The 17,651-nt window shown below is 65.1% G+C and carries 15 protein-coding genes; 9 read left to right on the forward strand and 6 right to left on the reverse strand.

Annotation, left to right across the window (positions count from 1 at the left end):
- The coding region (locus tag AB0L58_RS36010; protein ID WP_364394396.1) for a hypothetical protein at positions 1–181 on the reverse strand (181 nt) is incomplete at its 3' end.
- 18 nt (positions 182–199) lie between these two features.
- Between AB0L58_RS36010 and AB0L58_RS36015 the strand changes: the two genes are divergently transcribed.
- The 5 genes from AB0L58_RS36015 (at position 200) to AB0L58_RS36035 (ending at position 6,283) form a co-directional block, all read left to right on the forward strand.
- Entirely contained in the window at positions 200–1,051 is an 852-nt protein-coding gene (locus AB0L58_RS36015; RefSeq protein WP_364394398.1) for a TIGR02569 family protein, read from the forward strand.
- Positions 1,052–1,349: 298 nt separating this feature from the next.
- Positions 1,350–3,194 (forward strand): SCO2524 family protein, encoded by a 1,845-nt coding sequence (locus tag AB0L58_RS36020; protein WP_364394400.1) that lies wholly within the window; start codon positions 1,350–1,352, stop codon positions 3,192–3,194.
- 3 nt (positions 3,195–3,197) lie between these two features.
- On the forward strand, positions 3,198–4,112 hold the full coding sequence (locus AB0L58_RS36025) for an SCO2523 family variant P-loop protein (RefSeq protein WP_364394402.1): 915 nt from the start codon (positions 3,198–3,200) through the stop codon (positions 4,110–4,112).
- A gap of 46 nt (positions 4,113–4,158) precedes the next feature.
- Positions 4,159–5,175: an SCO2522 family protein gene (locus AB0L58_RS36030; protein ID WP_364394404.1), complete on the forward strand. Its 1,017-nt coding sequence runs from the start codon at positions 4,159–4,161 to the stop codon at positions 5,173–5,175.
- A 1-nt stretch (position 5,176) separates the two neighbouring features.
- The gene (locus AB0L58_RS36035; RefSeq protein ID WP_364394406.1) at positions 5,177–6,283 is read left to right on the forward strand and encodes an SCO2521 family protein; all 1,107 of its coding nucleotides are present in this window, start codon (positions 5,177–5,179) and stop codon (positions 6,281–6,283) included.
- Positions 6,284–6,297: 14 nt separating this feature from the next.
- Here AB0L58_RS36035 and AB0L58_RS36040 read toward each other — a convergent pair whose 3' ends face one another.
- From AB0L58_RS36040 to AB0L58_RS36060, 5 genes are all read right to left on the reverse strand, one after another.
- On the reverse strand, positions 6,298–7,140 hold the full coding sequence (locus AB0L58_RS36040; protein WP_364394408.1) for a hypothetical protein: 843 nt from the start codon (positions 7,138–7,140) through the stop codon (positions 6,298–6,300).
- Positions 7,141–7,207: 67 nt separating this feature from the next.
- Entirely contained in the window at positions 7,208–7,747 is a 540-nt protein-coding gene (locus AB0L58_RS36045; protein WP_364394410.1) for a GNAT family N-acetyltransferase, read from the reverse strand.
- Positions 7,748–7,832: 85 nt separating this feature from the next.
- Positions 7,833–9,065 carry a GNAT family N-acetyltransferase gene (locus AB0L58_RS36050; RefSeq protein ID WP_364394412.1) on the reverse strand — a complete coding sequence of 411 codons (1,233 nt, stop codon included), beginning with the start codon at positions 9,063–9,065 and terminating at the stop codon, positions 7,833–7,835.
- Positions 9,066–9,200: 135 nt separating this feature from the next.
- The gene (locus tag AB0L58_RS36055; RefSeq protein WP_364394414.1) at positions 9,201–10,682 is read right to left on the reverse strand and encodes a nitrate/nitrite transporter; all 1,482 of its coding nucleotides are present in this window, start codon (positions 10,680–10,682) and stop codon (positions 9,201–9,203) included.
- Between the two features lie 188 nt (positions 10,683–10,870).
- The gene (locus AB0L58_RS36060) at positions 10,871–11,542 is read right to left on the reverse strand and encodes a FadR/GntR family transcriptional regulator (protein WP_364394416.1); all 672 of its coding nucleotides are present in this window, start codon (positions 11,540–11,542) and stop codon (positions 10,871–10,873) included.
- Between the two features lie 65 nt (positions 11,543–11,607).
- Between AB0L58_RS36060 and AB0L58_RS36065 the strand changes: the two genes are divergently transcribed.
- The 4 genes from AB0L58_RS36065 (at position 11,608) to nirD (ending at position 17,649) form a co-directional block, all read left to right on the forward strand.
- Positions 11,608–12,867 (forward strand): MFS transporter, encoded by a 1,260-nt coding sequence (locus AB0L58_RS36065; protein ID WP_364394418.1) that lies wholly within the window; start codon positions 11,608–11,610, stop codon positions 12,865–12,867.
- Positions 12,868–13,140: 273 nt separating this feature from the next.
- A complete protein-coding gene (locus tag AB0L58_RS36070) occupies positions 13,141–14,604 on the forward strand; it encodes a nitrate/nitrite transporter (RefSeq protein WP_364394529.1) in 1,464 nt (487 codons plus the stop codon).
- A gap of 26 nt (positions 14,605–14,630) precedes the next feature.
- Positions 14,631–17,180: a nitrite reductase large subunit NirB gene (nirB, locus tag AB0L58_RS36075; RefSeq protein ID WP_364394420.1), complete on the forward strand. Its 2,550-nt coding sequence runs from the start codon at positions 14,631–14,633 to the stop codon at positions 17,178–17,180.
- 64 nt (positions 17,181–17,244) lie between these two features.
- Positions 17,245–17,649 carry a nitrite reductase small subunit NirD gene (gene nirD / locus AB0L58_RS36080; RefSeq protein WP_364394422.1) on the forward strand — a complete coding sequence of 135 codons (405 nt, stop codon included), beginning with the start codon at positions 17,245–17,247 and terminating at the stop codon, positions 17,647–17,649.
- Positions 17,650–17,651 lie beyond the last annotated feature (2 nt).

Here is a 17,651-nt window from a genome sequence, read left to right on the forward strand (position 1 = left end):
CGGCCGCCTCGGCGTAGTCGGCGCGCGCGGCACCGGCGACCCGACCCGCATCGAAGCGCATGCGCCGCAGGCGCGAGTCTCGACGGCTCGGACGCGAGACACCAGGGGGCCGCGAACACGCAGCGCCGAAGGCGCTGCCAAAGACACAGCACACGGCGCGCCGCGGGCGTGCCAAATTCAACACAGGTACCGTACGGCCGTGACTTCTGTGGAACCCCCCGAGCACGTGCGCGCCACGTTCGGTCTGCGCGAAGTGACCCCGGTTTCGCTGGGAGACTGGGACGGTGGCTGGCGGCTCGGGGAGGTGGTGCTGAGCCCGGTCGCGGATCATGCCAGAGCGGCATGGTCGGCGAAGGTCCGCGAAACCCTGAAGGTGGACGGTCTACGCCTGGCCCGCCCGGTGCGCGCCACCGACGGCCGCTATGTGGTTTCCGGTTGGCGCGCCGATACCTATCTGGAGGGTGTGCCCGAGCCACGTTATGACGAGGTCGTCTCGGTATCGCTGCGACTACATCAGGCCACGGCGCAACTCGAACGGCCGCGGTTCCTGGTCCAGCCGCCGGTGGCCCCCTGGGTCGATGTCGATGTCTTCGTCGCCGCCGACCGCGCCGCCTGGGAGGCGGTTCCGCTGCGCAGTCTGCGCGCCGGCGGCATCACCCCGGCCACCTCTCCCGACGGCGAACGCAGCATGGAACTGATCGGTCAATTGGCCACCTTGCGCAAACCGATCCAAACTCCCGCGCAACTGGTGCACGGAGACCTGTTCGGCACGGTGCTTTTCGCCGGAGTCTTCACCCCTGGCCTCACCGATATCACGCCGTATTGGCGTCCCGCGCCGTGGGCCGCCGGTGTCATCGTCGTCGACGCACTCGCCTGGGGCGGTGCCGACGACGGCCTGCTCGACCGCTGGTCCGATTTACCCGAGTGGCCGCAAATGCTGTTGCGCGCGGTCATGTTTCGGCTTGCTGTACATGCGCTGCATCCACGATCGACGCCCGAGGCGTTTCCCGGATTGTCGCGAACCGCGGATATGGTTCGCCTGATGCTCTGAGTTTTCTCGTAGCCGGCGCGCTCGCCCGGTTACCCGATCCGGCACCGTGTGCCGCATCGGTTGCTCTATGCTCGGACAACCGGTGTCTTGCGGCAATAGCTTCACCTGCTGTGCGGGCCGCCGGATGCTGTGCGGTTGCCCGTGTTCGGACGGCCCCGCGACCGGTTCCGCCGATGCCGGAATGGAACCGGATCGGACCCTCGTGGAGCCAGCGTAAGCGTTGTGCCCGTGCTAATTTGACGTTCGTGGACGCGGTGTGGAGCGGCGCGCCTGCGACATGGGGTGAGGACGGCGGCAGGTGAGAATCCAACCGAGGCAACAGATTCTGGATGTGTGGCGCGCGATGCTCGCCGCGTGCTGGGATGGTACGGGCTGGCGGTGGGGCGGGCGGATGGACGCCAACTCCATCAGCGACTCCGAGCAGTTGCTGTGCCTGCTGTATCCGGCCACCGAGATCGATACCTTCGCACTGGACAATCCGGATCGCATGGAGGACGACGTCAGTTCGGTCCTCGAACCACTCGGCGGTCCGACGCAGATCGGCAGCTTCATGGTCTGGCTGCTCGAAAGTTATATCGAGCAGAACACGCGCAACGACGGCCAGCCGAACTTCTCCGCGGGCAGCTATCTGCGCTCCGCCGATGAGCGCGAACCCAATTCGACGCAGCGCGGCATCGAAGTCGTCGACTCGTACTCGATGTCGCTGACCGTCTGTATGGCGGGACTGCGTTTCTTGCGTGCGTTTCGCGGCTGGGCTCGACCGGGGGAGCTGTCGCAGCGGATCGATATCCTCAGCGAGCAGCTCAGCGCGCGGCTCACCGCCGCGATGACCGGACTGGTTCGCAGCTTTGTCGTCAACACCGTGAAGCCGAAATCCCGTGAGGGACAGGCGATTCTGGAAATGCTGAACCAGACCGGCGAGCCCGAGCAGGCCATGGTCGACGGTGTGCGGCGCAGTCTGGAACGGGTGCGGGCGCGGTTGCGCAGCGATGTCACCCTCGGCCAGGAGGAATCGGTCAAGGAACTCGAGAACGAGAATCTGCTGTTCGAATGCGGGTGGAGTTGGGGTGTGGTGCGCGACGCCACCGAGGTCGACTTCGTCGAGGCGCAGATCGCGAGTCAGAAGGGCATCGCCGATCCGCGCCCATATCTGTATTTCACGGTGGTCGCGCTGGACGGCATCAACGACCTCGTCTCCCCGCGCACCGGTGAGCTCGGTCTGCTCGACGAGAAACAGCACCGGCTGGCCCAGGCCCTGCGTACCCGCTGGGAACTGACCCAGCGCTATTGGTCGACCGTCGCGCGCTTCGGCTCCGGCGGTTGGCCGCTGGAGGATATTCCGTGGCGTACCTCCGATGGCGAGCAGTCGGATTACTTCAGTCTCATCGTATCCGCCGTACTGATCCAGGATCTCGTCGCACGCACCGCCTCCGATGACGACTTGACAAGGGCCGTAGCCATTTTCGACGAGTTGGCCGGCCGGGGCCGGATCATTCGCCGGACCATGCGCGAGGACCCCGCGGTCGCGATGCACACTCCCGGCGTGCGGCTGACCCTGCGGGGCAGTGAGGTCGTCGATGACGGACCGACGCTGCAGTGGGAGGTTTCGGACTTCTCGGCCGTGCTGCTCAAGCGAATGCTGCAGGCGGCCAGGCTGTCCAACAATGTCGCGGCCCGCGACAAGCTGATGGAATTGGCCAAATCGGTAATGGAGCATCTGGATCGGCGCATGTTGCGCGCCGGAGCGCCAGGGCTGTGGGATGATCCGGCCGGTGCGTTCGGGGAGAACGGCGCCGCCGAGGTCACAAAACCGTCCTGGTACATGACCGAGCGCGTCATCGAATGTCTGGTGGCCGCGGACCGGACCTACCGTGAACCGCCGCCCAACTGGCCGGACCTGCAGGAGATCGCGCGGCTCATGCTGAATACCGCAGAGCATCGGTTCGATCAGGAGATGCTCGGTGTGAGCATCGACGACACCTCGGGCAATCGGACCGCGCTCGATGGCGTGGAGGACCATATCGACCAGGCCAGGCGGTTGGTGCGCGAGGATTCCGCGACCACCTTCATCCACGCCTTCGCCGCGCTGCGTGAACTCGACCGACTGGCCACCGGCCGCCGCGACGCGACAAGGAACCCCTAGCGCATGATCGTGTTTGCGACCTCCGACAAGGGCGGCACCGGCCGCTCGGTGACCAGCTGCAATCTCGCCTATCGGATGTGCGTGCGGGGTAAGCGGGTCGCCTATCTGGATTTCGATTTCGGTTCCCCCACCGCGGGCGCGCTTTTCGAGATCAGCGGTGCGGAACGCGGTATCTCCAGCGGTGACGGGCTGCACTCCTATCTGCTCGGCACGGCGGGCGTCGCGGCGCGAATCGACGTGCGGGACAACACCGATCGTCGCGAATTACGTAAAATGCGCACGCGAACCGGCAAACTGTTTCTGTTGCCGGGCGATGCCGGTGGCGCGGAGTTCACCAAGATCGAGGACCGCACCATCGACAACTGCGCCAAGCTGCTGCTCGAGCTCGATCAGGACTTCGACGTCTGCATTGTCGATCTCAGCGCCGGGCGCTCGGTGGCGATGGAAATCGCGCTCAAGGCAACCGCTTTGCCGCAGCTGACCGCGCGAACAGTGCGCTGGTTGGTATTTCATCGCTGGACCCGTCAGCACATCATCGCCGCACACGGTCTGGTGCGCGGCCGGTACGGACTGCTCGATTGCGGCACTGGCGCGGGCCATGATCCCGAAACGCTGCTGGACAACATCAGATACGTGCGCACCGCTGTTCCGCAATTGAACGAGGCCACCGAATCCCCTGGGCCGCAGGCGGCCTGGTTGCACCAGCAGGACTCTATGTTGAAACGGCTGGCATCGACGAACAAGGTCGGTGCGAGCGCGATGCTCGGCGAGACCCCGGTCGAGCCGGTATTGCAATGGCGCGAACAGCTGATTCTGGATATCGACGTGCAGAAGGAAATTGCCAATAAGGCAACCGTCGAGGCCTTCGATACGCTCGCCGATCGCGTGCTCGATCCAGCCGCCTGGCGCCGAATCTGATTCGACCGAACTCGAGAACACCATCCTGGAAGGGGATTTCGAGCATATGGAGCATGCCGCAGGCTACAGCGAGGCCACCGAGCACCCGCGCGTCGCCAAGGTGCCGCTGTCCCATGTGTCGATCGAGGTCGGACATTTCTATATGCACGATCTGGCCAATGGTGAGGAGAAGATTCGCGCGCAGTTTCGTCGGATCGTGCCGCTGGTCAGGGCATTCACCGAGTCCGCGAAAATCGAATTCGGTCCCCGCGCCCGGGTGAGCACCTGTTTTCTGGTCGACGACTATTTCCGGTTCGATACCAATCCCGGCGAAATCCTCGACAGATTGCTGCGCAATGCCGACGAATGTGGTTTGACCATCGATTATTTGGCGCGTGAGGCGGGTTGTTGGGAGGTTCCGGCCGCCGAATACGGCGCGGTGAGCGCGCCGCGCATCGAGTTGGCCGAGTTGGTCCGCGCCCGCATCGTGGCCGAGCCGCCGGAGGGCGCGAACGGCCGCAGACCGCCCACCGCGGAATCCGGCTGGCTGTGCAACGGCCGACGCGCCTCCGATGATCCCGCGGAGCAGGCCATGCATGATGAGCCGTACGAACCGGCCGAGGAGTTCGGGCGGCGCGAGCATTCGATTTTCCTCGATGTCGAAATGTGGAGTAAGCAGACCCGAAAGGTGAACGGGCGCAAGGAAGTTTTCACCAAATGGTCCTGCCCGTACCTGGCCTCCATCTGGCAGTTGCTGCGACTGGGCATGCTGCGTTTCGACGGTATGCCGGTGGTCGAGCCGCAGCTGTGGGAGCCGGATACGCCCTGGCCGGGCAGTTGGTGGGAGATCCCCGCGGTAGTCCAGCTGAATCCGCGGGCCAAGCCATTTGCCGCATATCGGTCACTTTCGCTGCTGCCGCAGCGATATCTGAGTATCGAGCACGCGGTGCGGGTAATACTCGATCACATCCAACTCGACGAGGAAGTGGTCGATCAGATCGTCGCCAGGGGCAACGAGGAGGGAATCGACGTATCGCGCAAGGTAACCGAACGCCTCACCCATTTCCTGCTGGACGGATCCTGACGTGAACGAACCGAACGATGCGGCCGCGCGCCGGGTGCGCACGGTCCGCACGACGCCGCACCTGCGGCAGCTGCGTCGTGGTCGAGCCGTGCGTCTGCTGGTGCGCGCGGGTGCGGCACAGACCAGGACACCCGCCGGCCCCCTGATCGTGTTCGGTGAGGTGGACACCTGTCTGCTGCCCGCGGCGACGCCGCTGTCGCGCGGTGATCTCGAGGAACTGCTCGAGCTGGTGCCGGGGCGTCCGATGCTGTGGCGGGAGCGGCCGATGTCGCTCGCGGTTTCGCCGACCACCGCCGAGGGGGTGGATTGCCGGTTGGCCGCTCCCTCGCATACCGATGTGCGGGCGATCGGCACCGTGGCAACGCATGCGGTCGTGGTCGGTGGGCGGGTGCTGCAGAGTTCGGCACGGACCAGGGTGGTTCGCGCGGCCGGCGATCAGCGCCGGACGTGGTCGCACTATCTGAGCCAGGTCGGCGTATCCGAGGTGATCACCAAGGTCACTCCGGAAATCGGTGCCCGGCTTGCCGAGGGCTTCCTGGCCGCGGGTCCGCCGCCGTCGGGCGCCCTCGATCTCGCGTCGATCGCCAATCGGCTACTCGGCCGCATCCGGATGGATCATCGCCTGGACCAGAACACCCCGGTGCAATCGGGCACGACCAGGTTGCGCTGGGCGGCGCGGATCGGCGATCCCGCGCAGCCGGTGGTGTGGTTCCGGTTGCAGAACGATACGGTCCGTACCGCGCTGATCACCGTGCGCACCGAGGCGGAACTGGCCGACGTGCAGCGGTTCTGTGAAGATCTCGCGGTACACGACTGGCTGCTGTCGGTCACCGCCGCCGCGCTGGAGCAGTCCGATCTGTTCGCACCGGGCAGTGCGGAGTCGGTGGCTGTGCTGGCCCCGGTGCTGCACCACTTGGCACATCTTTGGGTGCCGGGCGCGCATACGCCACCGGCGTTGCGCGGACTGTGGACGCAGTTGAACACCGATCCGGATTTCACCGCGGGACGGCGTGCCCTGATCGATCAGCTGCACAATCGGGTGCTGGTGGCAACACTTGATGCGGTGCGGCACACCAGGATCGGCACCGAGGACTACAGCGCGGATTAGCCGCCGCAGCGGCATCAGATTCGGAACCATCGCCGGACGAGCAGTGCGAAGAACAGCGAATTGAGCACGAGTCCGGCGTAGGCCTCGATGATCAGGAGTGTCCGTCCGGTGCCTCTGATGTCCTCGAGATCGCCGAGGCCGAGTGGATTCAAGTAGTTGATCAGGCACATGTGCAGCGCGGTCGGGATGGGCTGGCCATCGGTGGCCCACAGCGCGACTGTGCCGATGAGCAGCACGGCGGCGATCCAGCCGAGCAGCCGGAACGGCCGGAAACCGTAGCCGCACAGCACTTCCAGGGTCCAATGCGGGATACGCTTCCAGACCGGATAGACGGCGCGGCGGCGAGCCTGCGCCAAGGCGTGCCCGCAGCGGTCCTGTGCCTCGAAGTCCTCCTCGACACGGTGCAGTCCCACCGCGCGTTTGAAGGCCAGTACGGCATGTTGGGGCAGGTCGGCGGTGATCAGCGCGCGGCCGAGATGCTCATAGATTTCCGCGATCCGGATGTTCTGGGTGCGGCTCAGCCGTCGTGGTCCGCGGAATTCGACCTCGGCGGCGAGCAGAGCAGTCAAGGCGCGCAGTGATCGGTCACCGTCCGCGGCGGGGTCCCGCGCTACCGCGTAGATATGGGAGAAGACCAGGCTGTCGCCGGGCTGGGAAATCTTCACCGGGTCGTAGTCGAGTTCCAATGTCTCGACGTGGGTGTTGAAGGAGTCGAGTAGCCGCTGTTCGGATCCGGCTCCGGCCTGTTGGAAGTATTCGGCGATCTCGTCGACGTACCGGTCGGCATGTCGATCGATCAGCATGGTCATCGAATTGACCGCAGGTGGTAGTTGGGATAGGCCCGCGTATTCGGTCATCGTGTGTTCCCCCGGGTGCAGCCGTCGTGATCGACGTGATATCCACCATACCAACGTGATTCGACTATCAATCCGGCGCGCGACCACCCTTGAGCCACCGCTTGTCATTCGGTCCGGGGAACTGCGCGCTGGTCGGCCAGTGATCGATCCGATGCACCAGCACATCTCGCGGTTCATTTGCGCCGAAGTAGCGCTGTTCGTATCCGGCCCAGCGGAATCCAGCGTTCTTGTACAGCTTGACCGTGCGCTGATCGGTCGGTCGCACCGTGAGGTACACCGAATCCGCCTGTGCGGTGCGGCAACTCGTTACCGCCCGATCCAGCAGCGCCCGGCCGAGGCCGCGGTTGCGGTACTTCGGTGCGACCGCGAGACCCATTACCCAGCCGCGTCGGCGGGTGCCGACGCCGACGAGTGCGTAGCCGCGCACTCTGCCGCCGATTTCGGCCACCACCCAATCGGGTCCGTGCAGGTCGAACAGTTGTCGCAGCGTCACGTACGGGTAGCACAGCTCGCCGAAGTGTTCGCGCTCCAGCGCGGCGATATCGTCGAGATCCGCCAATCGCGCGGTCCGGAATACCGGTTCCCCCGCCCCCTTGGAGTTATCCAATGCTCACCTCTCCCGGTGTGAGTCTGCTGTCCAGCGTAAAGTCCCGACGCGGTCGCGGGGCCGAGACCGGCAAAGCGATGCCACCTCAGTCGCGGGTGTCCCAGCCCGATCGCTTTGTCGGCCGCCGTCGTTCACCGATGGGCTCGGATAGATGGCTGATCGACAAGGCGATCAGCACCAGCGCGATGCCGATCGTCCAGATCCACGAGCCGAGATCGGATTGAATCGCGACCACTCCGCTCAACGGCGCCGTGATGATCAACACCAGGAGTGCGACCCGGAACGGTGAGCGCCGGAATCGGCTCGATATCGAGAATGGTGATGCCTCGTAGAGCCCCAGACTGACCACGAAGAACGATCCGGCGATCACTCCGGCCGGGATGGATGCGCTGACGTAGGAGAAGGTGATCGGCAGCGAGATGAGAAACGGGTAGAAGCCACCGGATTCCGACAGCACATTCCCCGTGCGCATATAGACGTTGAAGGAGTTCGAGCGCAGTCTGGCGATATCGCCCGCGCTATTGGTGTAGATGACCAGCGCCATCGTTGTGGCGAGCGTCGAGGCCAACAACAGTGCGCGCACGAGACTCGGGAAATTGTCGGACGCGAGTGAGAAGCCGAAGAGGAAGGTCACCGCGGCCAGCACGGTGCCCGCGAAGGTGACACTGGTCGACACCTCGTCGGATTCCAGTCCCGCGAGATCGTCTCGATCGAATCGGCAGAACTCGAATGCTGGTCCGGTTGGAAGCTGCACGATCGATGTGATCACGTACTTCTCGTCGGAGAGCAGCCGATCCCAGTGCTCCTCGGATTCGGTGGGAACCAGGTACCGCTCATCGGGATCGAGGAAGTCGACGCGCAACTTGTGCTGGCAGTAGATGCGGTCGCGGCCGGCGCCGAAATAGCCGCGCATGATGGTTCGTGCGACGAAGCGCCGGGAGAACAGCAGCCGGAGCATGGCGTGGTTTTCCGGACTCGTCATGGTCGAGACGGAAGGCAGTTTGCCGTTGCCGGAACGCCGCAGCAGTGCCATCAGGTGGTCGAGCAGGCTGGCGCCGATGCCGCGTCCTCGCCAATCCTCGCGGACCGCAAGCGAACTGATGTAGACGTGGCTGACCGACGGCTGCTCGAAGTGGATGAAGCCGATGATCTTTTCGTCATCGTCCACCGAGACGAATATCCGGCCGCCGCTGACTCCGTCGCGCAGTTCGGATTCGGACGCGGGTTCGTGGTCCGGGTCGTTGGGTGGAAAGCATTGCGCATCCAGCGAATTCAGCTCGTCGAGATCGGATGCATTGGTGCTGCGGATGTATGCCATCTCGCCGGAGCCCCCCTCGTGCTGCCTACTGACTCGGCGTGATATCCACGATAGCAATGTGATTCGACCGTGGACGGCCGAATGCCGCGCTGGGGACCTCTTCCAGCGCGGCTTCGGGTCTATCGGGTGAGGTGGTTACACCTTGGCGTAGGCCAGGGAGGGGACGCGGGCCACGAATGAGGAACGCAGGTAGAAGAACCAGGTGACCGCGGCCATGACCAGGAAGGCGCCGGCGTAGGCCCAGAAGGCCGGGTTCATGCTGTGGAAGTTGATGTTGGACAGGCGAAGTGCCTGCTGGAGCAGGTAGCCGCCGGAGGCGCCGATCGCGCCGATGACACCGATCGCGGCACCGGCCTGGCGCTTGGCCGAGGCTGCGGCGTCGATGAGGTCGAGGCCGTGTTCGGAGGCGTACTTCTTGGCTTCGGCGTTGAAGATGGACGGGATCATCCGGTAGGTCGAACCGTTGCCGATGCCAGTCAGCACGAACAGCAGCAGGAATGCGACCAGGTAGAGCGGGAAGCTCTTCGCCTTCAGTCCGGCCATGATCAGCACAGACGCGATCGCCATACCGCTGAAGACATAGATGGTGATCTTGGCGCCGCCGACCTTATCGGAGATCCAGCCGCCGAACGGACGGCTGAACGAGCCGACCAGCGCGCCGAGGAAGGCGAGGTTACCGAGGGTGGTGATCCAGCCGATCTTGGCCAGATCCGGGAAGTTGGCCTTGATCAGCGTCGGGAAGGCGAAGGAGAAGCCGATGAACGAACCGAACGTGCCGATGTAGAGGAACGACATCACCCAGGTGTGCTTATTGGTCAGCGCCAGCTTGTAGGACTTGCCGTCGGCCTTGGCGGTGCTGATGCTGTCCATGTACCGCAGCGCGCCGAACACGGCGATCAGGATGAACGGCACCCAGACCAGCACCGACAGCGTGATGCCGAAGCGGTAGCCCGCGGCGTCCTTGGCCATGATGTGGGTGCCGAGGGTGATCAGCAACGGCAGCACCAACTGGGTCTGCGCCACACCGAGATTGCCGCCCGCGGCGTTGATACCGAGGGCCGCACCCTTCTTCCCTTCCGGGAAGAAGAACGAGATATTGGCCATCGAGGACGAGAAGTTACCGCCGCCGAAGCCGGCCAGCGCGGCCAGGATCATGAACACCCACATCGGGGTGCCCGGATGGTTGACGAAGTAGGCGAGGCCGAGCGTCGGGATGAGCAGCATGGCCGCACTGAACGCCGTGAACGCGCGGCCGCCGAACTTCGGAATGGCGAAGGTGTACGGAATGCGCAGTGCCGCACCGACAAGCGTCGGGGTAGAGGTCAGCAGCAGGGCATTGCTCACGGCGGTCGGGTTGCCCTTGCCGAGTCCGGCCAGGAAGTCGAAGCCCGCCAGGCCCATGCTGGTCACCACGGTGCCCCAGATGACCCATACGCTGAAGCCGAGATTCTCGGCGAAGACGGAGAAGATCAGGTTCTTGCGGGCGGTGAATTTACCACCCGATTCCCAGAATTCGGTGTTGTCCGGCTCCCAGTGATCCAGCCAGCGCCCCTTTTGCTGGTGCGTGAATGTTGGGGTTTCCGACTGCTGGCCGGTGGCAGCTACTGCGGCAGTCATCGGCTTCCTCTCGATCTGGCTCGGTGGGTTCGCCGAGCTACGGTCGAGACAAAGGTAGGAGCCGGTTGTTGCGTGTGAATGGCCCCGAGTGACGTTCCCGGCAAATCCGACTCACACGGCCGCCAGCCGATCGGTGACCTGTTGGTTACCTGGTCGGGTGCAAGGGTTTCGGTCGATCGACCAGAAGCCTACCGGTCCGGATATTCGGCGATCAGCGAGGCGAGGAAGCAGCGCGCGGCCTGAGCCGCTTGTTCCGGGTCGCCATCGATGACGGCCTGCACCAATTCATTGTGTTCCGCATCGTAGGCGTCGTCGGATTTCGCGGATCGCGCCCGGATCACCTGTTCGAGAATCGGCAGCAGTGAATCGTAGAACTCCAGGTATACCGCGTTATGGCTGGCGACGACGATCGCGCGGTGCAGTTCCACATCGGCTTCGATGGCCGCGACATTCTGCTCATCCCAGTGCTGCTGGCTGCGTTCGGCCAGCAGGCGCCGCAGATTCGCGATATCGGTCTCGTCGCGTCGGCGCGCGGCCAATGCCGCGGCATTGGTGTCCAAGGCCATGCGCAGCTCCAGCACGTCGCGCTCCTCCGCATCGGCGAAGTACTTCGCGAGGGTGCCGCCGACTTCCGAGGCCGCGATGACATAGGTGCCCGAGCCTTGGCGACGCTCCAGCATCCCGGCGTGGACGAGCGCTTGCACCGCCTCGCGCACCGTATTTCTCCCGGTTCCGGTGAGCTCGGTCAGCTCCGGTTCGGTGGGGATGCGAGAGCCGATAGGCCAACGGCCGGAACGAATTTCGGCACGCAGCTGCTCGGTTACCTGGGCAATGAGGCTGGTCCGCCGGACGGGTTGCACGGCATCAGAGTACCGCCCATCACAAATCCTTGCCTCCGATCATCGGGTCATCCTATGATTTCGCGGTGACTGCAACTCTCCCGGAAATCGAGACTCGCCCGGAATACGTCCGGGCCGAGCGGCGCAAACGTGCACTGACGGAAGGCCGACTGCTCGTCCTCGCCGCCATTGTGATGTCCGCGCTCACCCTCCGGGTCGCCGTCACCGCATTCTCGCCGCTGGCCGAGCGCATCGGCGCCGATATCGGGTATTCGACGGCCGTCATCGGTGTCTTCGGCATGATCCCGACGCTGATGTTCGCGGTTTCGGGTCTGCTCACCCCGCTTTTCGTCAGGCGAATCGGGTTGGAGCGCACCGCACTCGTCGCGATGCTGATGGCCGGACTCGGCATGCTGATCCGGGCCGTGGTCGGCGGCACGGCCGAACTGCTGATCTTCTCCGCGCTGGCCCTCGGCGGTATGGGCATCGGCAACGTAGTGATTCCGCCACTGGTCAAGCGGTACTTCCCGGACCGGCTCGCGGTGGTCAGCTCGCTGTACATCACCATGGTCCAGCTCGGCACCGTGGTGCCCGCGCTGATCGCGGTGCCGGTTGCCGAGGCACACGGCTGGCGGATCTCCTTGGGGCTGTGGGCAATCCTCGGCTTCGCGGCCGCGCTGCCGTGGCTCGGTGTGCTGCGCGATCGCCGCGGCCACGATCGAATCGACAGCACCGCGCTGCCGCCGCGAACGCAGGAGCCCAAGGGCAAGGTGTGGCGTTCGCCGGTGGCTTGGGGCATGGCGGGCATGTTCGGCATGACCTCGCTCACCACCTACGCGATGTTCACCTGGCTGCCGAAGATCCTGTCCGAGGCCGGTGCGAGTGCCGCATTCGGCGGGACCATGGTCGGTGTGTTCGCGCTGGTCGGTCTGGTGTCGGCGCTCACCGCGCCGACGGTGGTCGCGCGGTTCCGCAATCCGTTCCCGTTCGTAGTGGGTTGCGCCGTCTTCTTTTTCACCGCATTCGCCGGACTGCTGATCGCGCCGATGAGTGCGCCGCTGCTGTGGGTCGTCTTGCTCGGCCTCGGCCCGAGCACCTTCCCGATGGCACTGACGCTGATCAATATGCGCACCAGGACCCCACAGGGTTCGGCCGCGCTGTCGGGCTTCACCCAGGGCGTCGGATACGCGGTGGCCTGCGTCGGTCCGGTGCTGTTCGGCATGCTGCACGACGCGACCGACGGCTGGTCCGCGCCGTTCGCGATGCTCGTCGTCGCGGTGCTGGTGCTGCTCATCGGCGCCTGGCAGGCCTGCAAGCCGCGCATGCTCGAAGACACCTGGAAATAGGGCAGTTCTCGCTTCGGCGAATTTCTCACCGTTCGAGTTGCGAGGTTGTGCGGGGGCGAGGATGCTGTGCGCGTCACACCTCACCGGTCCGCAATTCGAAGATCGGCTCTTCGTGACGCGCCGAAACCGGTGTGTCACATGCCCGAAACATTTCGTTGAAACTCACCCGGCACTCCCGGTAATCGTGAGCAACCGTTGATTTGACGGTCATTTGGGGCAGCATTTCGGCAATACCTGTTTCCTACCGTGGGGCTAACCGATTTTGGGAGGCCCCTGTTGAGCACGCTGACGCGTAACCACAACATCGAGCATTGGGATGCCGAGGATGTCGCGGCCTGGGAGGCCGGTGGCAAAGACGTTGCCAAGCGGAATCTGATCTGGTCGGTATTCGCCGAGCATGTCGGGTTCTCGGTGTGGTCTATCTGGTCGGTCATGGTGCTGTTCATGCCCACCGATAAGTTCGGTATCGATCCGGCGGGCAAGTTCTTCCTGGTGGCCGTGCCGACCCTGGTCGGCGCGATTCTGCGCATTCCGTACACCGTGGCCACCGCGCGCTTCGGCGGTCGCAACTGGACCATCTTCAGTGCGACGCTGCTGCTCGTTCCGACGCTGCTCACGCTGTACTTCATCAATCAGCCGGGCACCTCGTACACGACCTTCCTGGTCGTGGCCGCATTCGCCGGATTCGGCGGTGGCAACTTCGCCTCCTCGATGACGAATATCAATGCCTTCTACCCGCAGCGGTTGAAGGGTTGGGCGCTCGGGCTGAACGCGGGCGGCGGAAATATCGGCGTACCCGTCATCCAGCTGGTCGGTTTGCTGGTCATCGCCACCGTTGGCAACGGCTATGCCTCGCTGATCTGCGCGATCTACCTCGTGCTCGTCGCGCTCGCCGGGGTCGGCGCTGCGCTGTACATGGACAACTTGAAGAACCAGAAGGCCGATCTCTCCTACATGATCACGGCGCTCAAGGTGCCGCAGTCCTGGGCGATCGCCTTCCTCTACATCGGCACCTTCGGTTCGTTCATCGGCTACAGCTTCGCCTTCGGGCAGGTGCTGCAGATCAGCTTCAAGGCCGGTGGCGATACGGTCGCGCAGGCCGCACTGCATGCCGCGCAGATCGCCTTCATCGGCCCGCTGCTCGGTTCGCTGGCCCGGCCGTACGGCGGCAAGTGGGCCGACCGGATCGGCGGCAGCCGGGTCACGCTGTACACCTTCGCCGTGATGACCGCGGCCGCGGTGCTGGTGGCCGTGGCGAGCACCGCGGGTGACCGCAGTGGCGGCGTGCCGAGCGGTGCCGCGATGACGGCGCTGGTGGCCGGATTCATCGCGCTGTTCGTGGTATCGGGCATCGGCAACGGCGCGGTCACCAAGATCATCCCGTCGGTCTTCGACGCCAAATCCAAGAGCCTGGACGCGAGTCCGGCCACCCGGGCCGCCTGGTCGCAGAACACCTCCGGTGCCCTCATCGGTTTTGTCGGCGCGATCGGGGCGCTCGGCGGTGTCGCGATCAACCTCGTCCTGCGCTCCTCCTATGCCTCGACCAAATCGGCGACCACCGCGTTCTGGGTCTTCATGGCCTTCTACGTGGCCTGCGCCGCGGTGACCTGGCTGGTGTTCCTGCGCCGCCCGCGCGGCGTGGTCGACTCCGAGGTCGTCGTGGAGGCCGAGGCGCTCGTGCTCGAAGCCGAGGCAGGCAACCCGTCCCAGTCCACCAGCACGTCGGCCCGAGCCTGACGCCGAATCACCAACGGAGGACAGTCATGAACTCGACAGTCGACCCCACCCAGCGCAAGACCGTCGTGGTCGTCGGCCACGGCATGGTCGGGCACCGGTTCGTGGAGGCGCTGCGGTCCCGGGACGAGGCAGGCCAGTGGCAGGTCGTCATCCTCAGCGAGGAGCAGCTGCCCGCCTATGACCGCGTCGGGCTCTCGTCGTATGTCGGCAACTGGGATGCCGCCGCGCTGGCGCTGCCCGGTAACGAATACGCCGGTGACGAGCTGGTCGAGCTGCGCCTCGGCCAGTCCGCGCAGTCCATCGACCGCGACGCGCGCAAGGTGACCACCTCGGCGGGCGACACCATCGCCTACGACGCGCTGGTGCTGGCAACCGGTTCGTACCCGTTCGTGCCGCCGGTGCCGGGTCACGATCTGCCGGAGTGCTTCGTTTACCGCACCATCGATGACCTGGACGGCATCCGCGCGGCCGCCGCCGCGGCCGGACCCGGTGCGGCCGGTGTGGTCGTCGGTGGTGGTCTCCTCGGTTTGGAGGCGGCCAACGCGCTGCGCCTGCTCGGTATGACGCCGCATGTGGTGGAATTCAACCCCCGGCTGATGCCCGCACAGGTCGACGAGGGGGGTGGCGCCATCCTGGAGACGCTGGTCACCGATCTCGGGCTGCAGGTGCACACCGGTGTCGGCACCGCATCGATCGAGACCGTCGCGGACGCGGAATCGGCTGAGCGCCTGAAGGTTACGCTCTCCGACGACACGGTGATCGACGCCGGACTCGTGGTCTTCTCCGCCGGTGTCCGCCCGCGCGACCAGATCGCCCGCGACAGCGGTATCGAGGTCGGCCCGCGCGGTGGCATCGTCACCGACCTCGGTCTGCAGACCTCGGATCCGAATATCTACGCGATCGGCGAATGCGCTGCGGTGGAAGGTGTTTGCTACGGCCTGGTCGCCCCCGGCTACACCACCGCCGAGATCGTCGCGGACCGAATGCTCGGTGGTGCGGGCGAATTCCCCGGCGCGGATATGTCGACCAAGCTGAAGCTGCTCGGCGTCGATGTCGCCAGCTTCGGCGATGCGCACGGCACCACCGAGGGCGCGCTATCGGTCGTGCTGCACGACGCCGCCAAGGGCACCTACGCCAAACTCGTCGTCTCCGATGACGCGCAGATCCTGCTCGGCGGCATCCTGGTCGGTGACGCGACCGCATACTCGGCACTGCGTCCGCTGGTCGGACGTCCGCTGCCCGCCGAACCGGCCGCATTGATCTCGCCCGCCGGTGCCGAACTCGGTGCCGACTCGCTGCCCGACGATGCCCAGATCTGCTCCTGCAACAACGTTTCCAAGGGTGCGATCTGCGGGGCCATCGCCGAGGGCGCCTGCGATATTCCGGGCATCAAGAAATGCACGTCCGCCGGAACCTCGTGCGGCGGTTGCGTTCCCATGCTCAAGAAACTGCTCGAGCAGTCCGGCGTGGAAATGTCCAAGGCGCTCTGCGAGCACTTCACGCAGTCGCGGGCCGAACTGTTCCAGATCGTCCAGGTCACCGGCATCCGCACCTTCTCGGGCCTGATCGCCAAGTACGGCACGGGCACTGGCTGCGATATCTGCAAGCCGACGGTCGCCTCCATCCTGGCCTCCACCTCCAGCGAGCACATTCTCGACGGTGAACAGGCCGCACTGCAGGACACCAACGACCACTTCCTGGCGAATCTGCAGAAGAACGGCACCTACTCGGTGGTGCCGCGGATGCCCGGCGGTGAGGTCACCCCGGATCAGCTGATCACCATCGGACAGATCGCCAAGGAATTCGGCCTCTACGTCAAGGTGACCGGTGGTCAGCGCATCGACCTGTTCGGCGCCCGCGTCGAACAGCTGCCGCTGATCTGGCGGCGCCTCGTCGATGTCGGCATGGAATCCGGGCATGCGTACGGCAAGTCGCTGCGCACCGTGAAGAGCTGCGTCGGCTCCACCTGGTGCCGCTACGGTCAGCAGGATTCGGTCGGTATGGCCGTATTGCTGGAGAAGCGCTACCGCGGCCTGCGTTCACCGCACAAGCTGAAGCTGGCCGTCTCCGGTTGCGCCCGCGAATGTGCCGAGGCACGCGGCAAGGACGTCGGTGTGATCGCCACCGAACACGGCTGGAACCTGTATGTCGGCGGCAACGGTGGTCTCACCCCGAAGCATGCGGTGCTGCTCGCCGGTGATCTCGACGACGAGACGCTGATCAAATACATCGACCGGTACCTGATGTTCTACATCCGCACCGCCGACCGGCTGCAGCGCACCGCGCCGTGGCAGGAGGCGCTGGAGGGTGGCATCGATTACCTCAAGCAGGTCGTGTGCGAGGACAGCCTCGGAATCGCCGATGATCTGGAGGCGGCCATGGCTCAGCATGTCGCCGGTTACCGCGACGAATGGGCCGCGGTGCTCGAGGACGACGAGAAACTGTCGCGTTTCGTGTCCTTCGTCAATGCACCGGAAGCGGCCGATCCGACCATTTCGTTCGATGAGACCGGGGAGCGGAAGGTGCCGGTGCTGCTCGGCATGCCGGAAATCCCGGTTGCCACACGCGGGCAATAGCCGCTTAACCCCGAAGAAACAGGGCGCCGGTACCAATGGGTAAGGCGTTTGGAGGATGACACCGATGACCGTGATGGACACCCCCGGCATTGCCACAGCTACCAGCACGGGTTGGACGCAGGCGTGCCGACTCGACTACCTGATTCCCGGCCGCGGCGTCGCGGTGTTGCTGAAAGGTGGCCGCCAGGCCGCCCTGTTCCTGCTGACCGACGGCACCCTCGCCGCGGTCGGCAATATCGACCCGATCGGCCGGGCGGCCGTGATGTCGCGCGGGATCGTCGGTGACCGCGGCGGTATTCCGGTCGTGGCCTCGCCGCTGCTGAAGCAGGCGTTCTCACTGCTGGACGGGCACTGCCTGGACGACGATTCGGCGACGCTGCCGGTATACGCGGTGCGCGTCGAGGACGGCATCGTTTCGGTTTCCAATGAGCCGGTCGATGCCGGGCTCGTCGCCACGGACGGTGGATAGGC

This window comes from Nocardia sp. NPDC052112 (genome assembly GCF_040680135.1).
Classification (GTDB): domain Bacteria; phylum Actinomycetota; class Actinomycetes; order Mycobacteriales; family Mycobacteriaceae; genus Nocardia.

Bases quoted from the DNA above. Each gene is read 5' to 3' on its own strand.
- nirD (WP_364394422.1), top strand. From the start codon at position 17,245: ATGACCGTGATGGACACCCCCGGCATTGCCACAGCTACCAGCACGGGT.
- AB0L58_RS36030 (WP_364394404.1), top strand. From the start codon at position 4,159: ATGGAGCATGCCGCAGGCTACAGCGAGGCCACCGAGCACCCGCGCGTC.
- AB0L58_RS36040 (WP_364394408.1), bottom strand. From the start codon at position 7,140: ATGACCGAATACGCGGGCCTATCCCAACTACCACCTGCGGTCAATTCG.
- AB0L58_RS36055 (WP_364394414.1), bottom strand. From the start codon at position 10,682: ATGACTGCCGCAGTAGCTGCCACCGGCCAGCAGTCGGAAACCCCAACA.
- AB0L58_RS36025 (WP_364394402.1), top strand. From the start codon at position 3,198: ATGATCGTGTTTGCGACCTCCGACAAGGGCGGCACCGGCCGCTCGGTG.
- nirB (WP_364394420.1), top strand. From the start codon at position 14,631: ATGAACTCGACAGTCGACCCCACCCAGCGCAAGACCGTCGTGGTCGTC.
- AB0L58_RS36050 (WP_364394412.1), bottom strand. From the start codon at position 9,065: ATGGCATACATCCGCAGCACCAATGCATCCGATCTCGACGAGCTGAAT.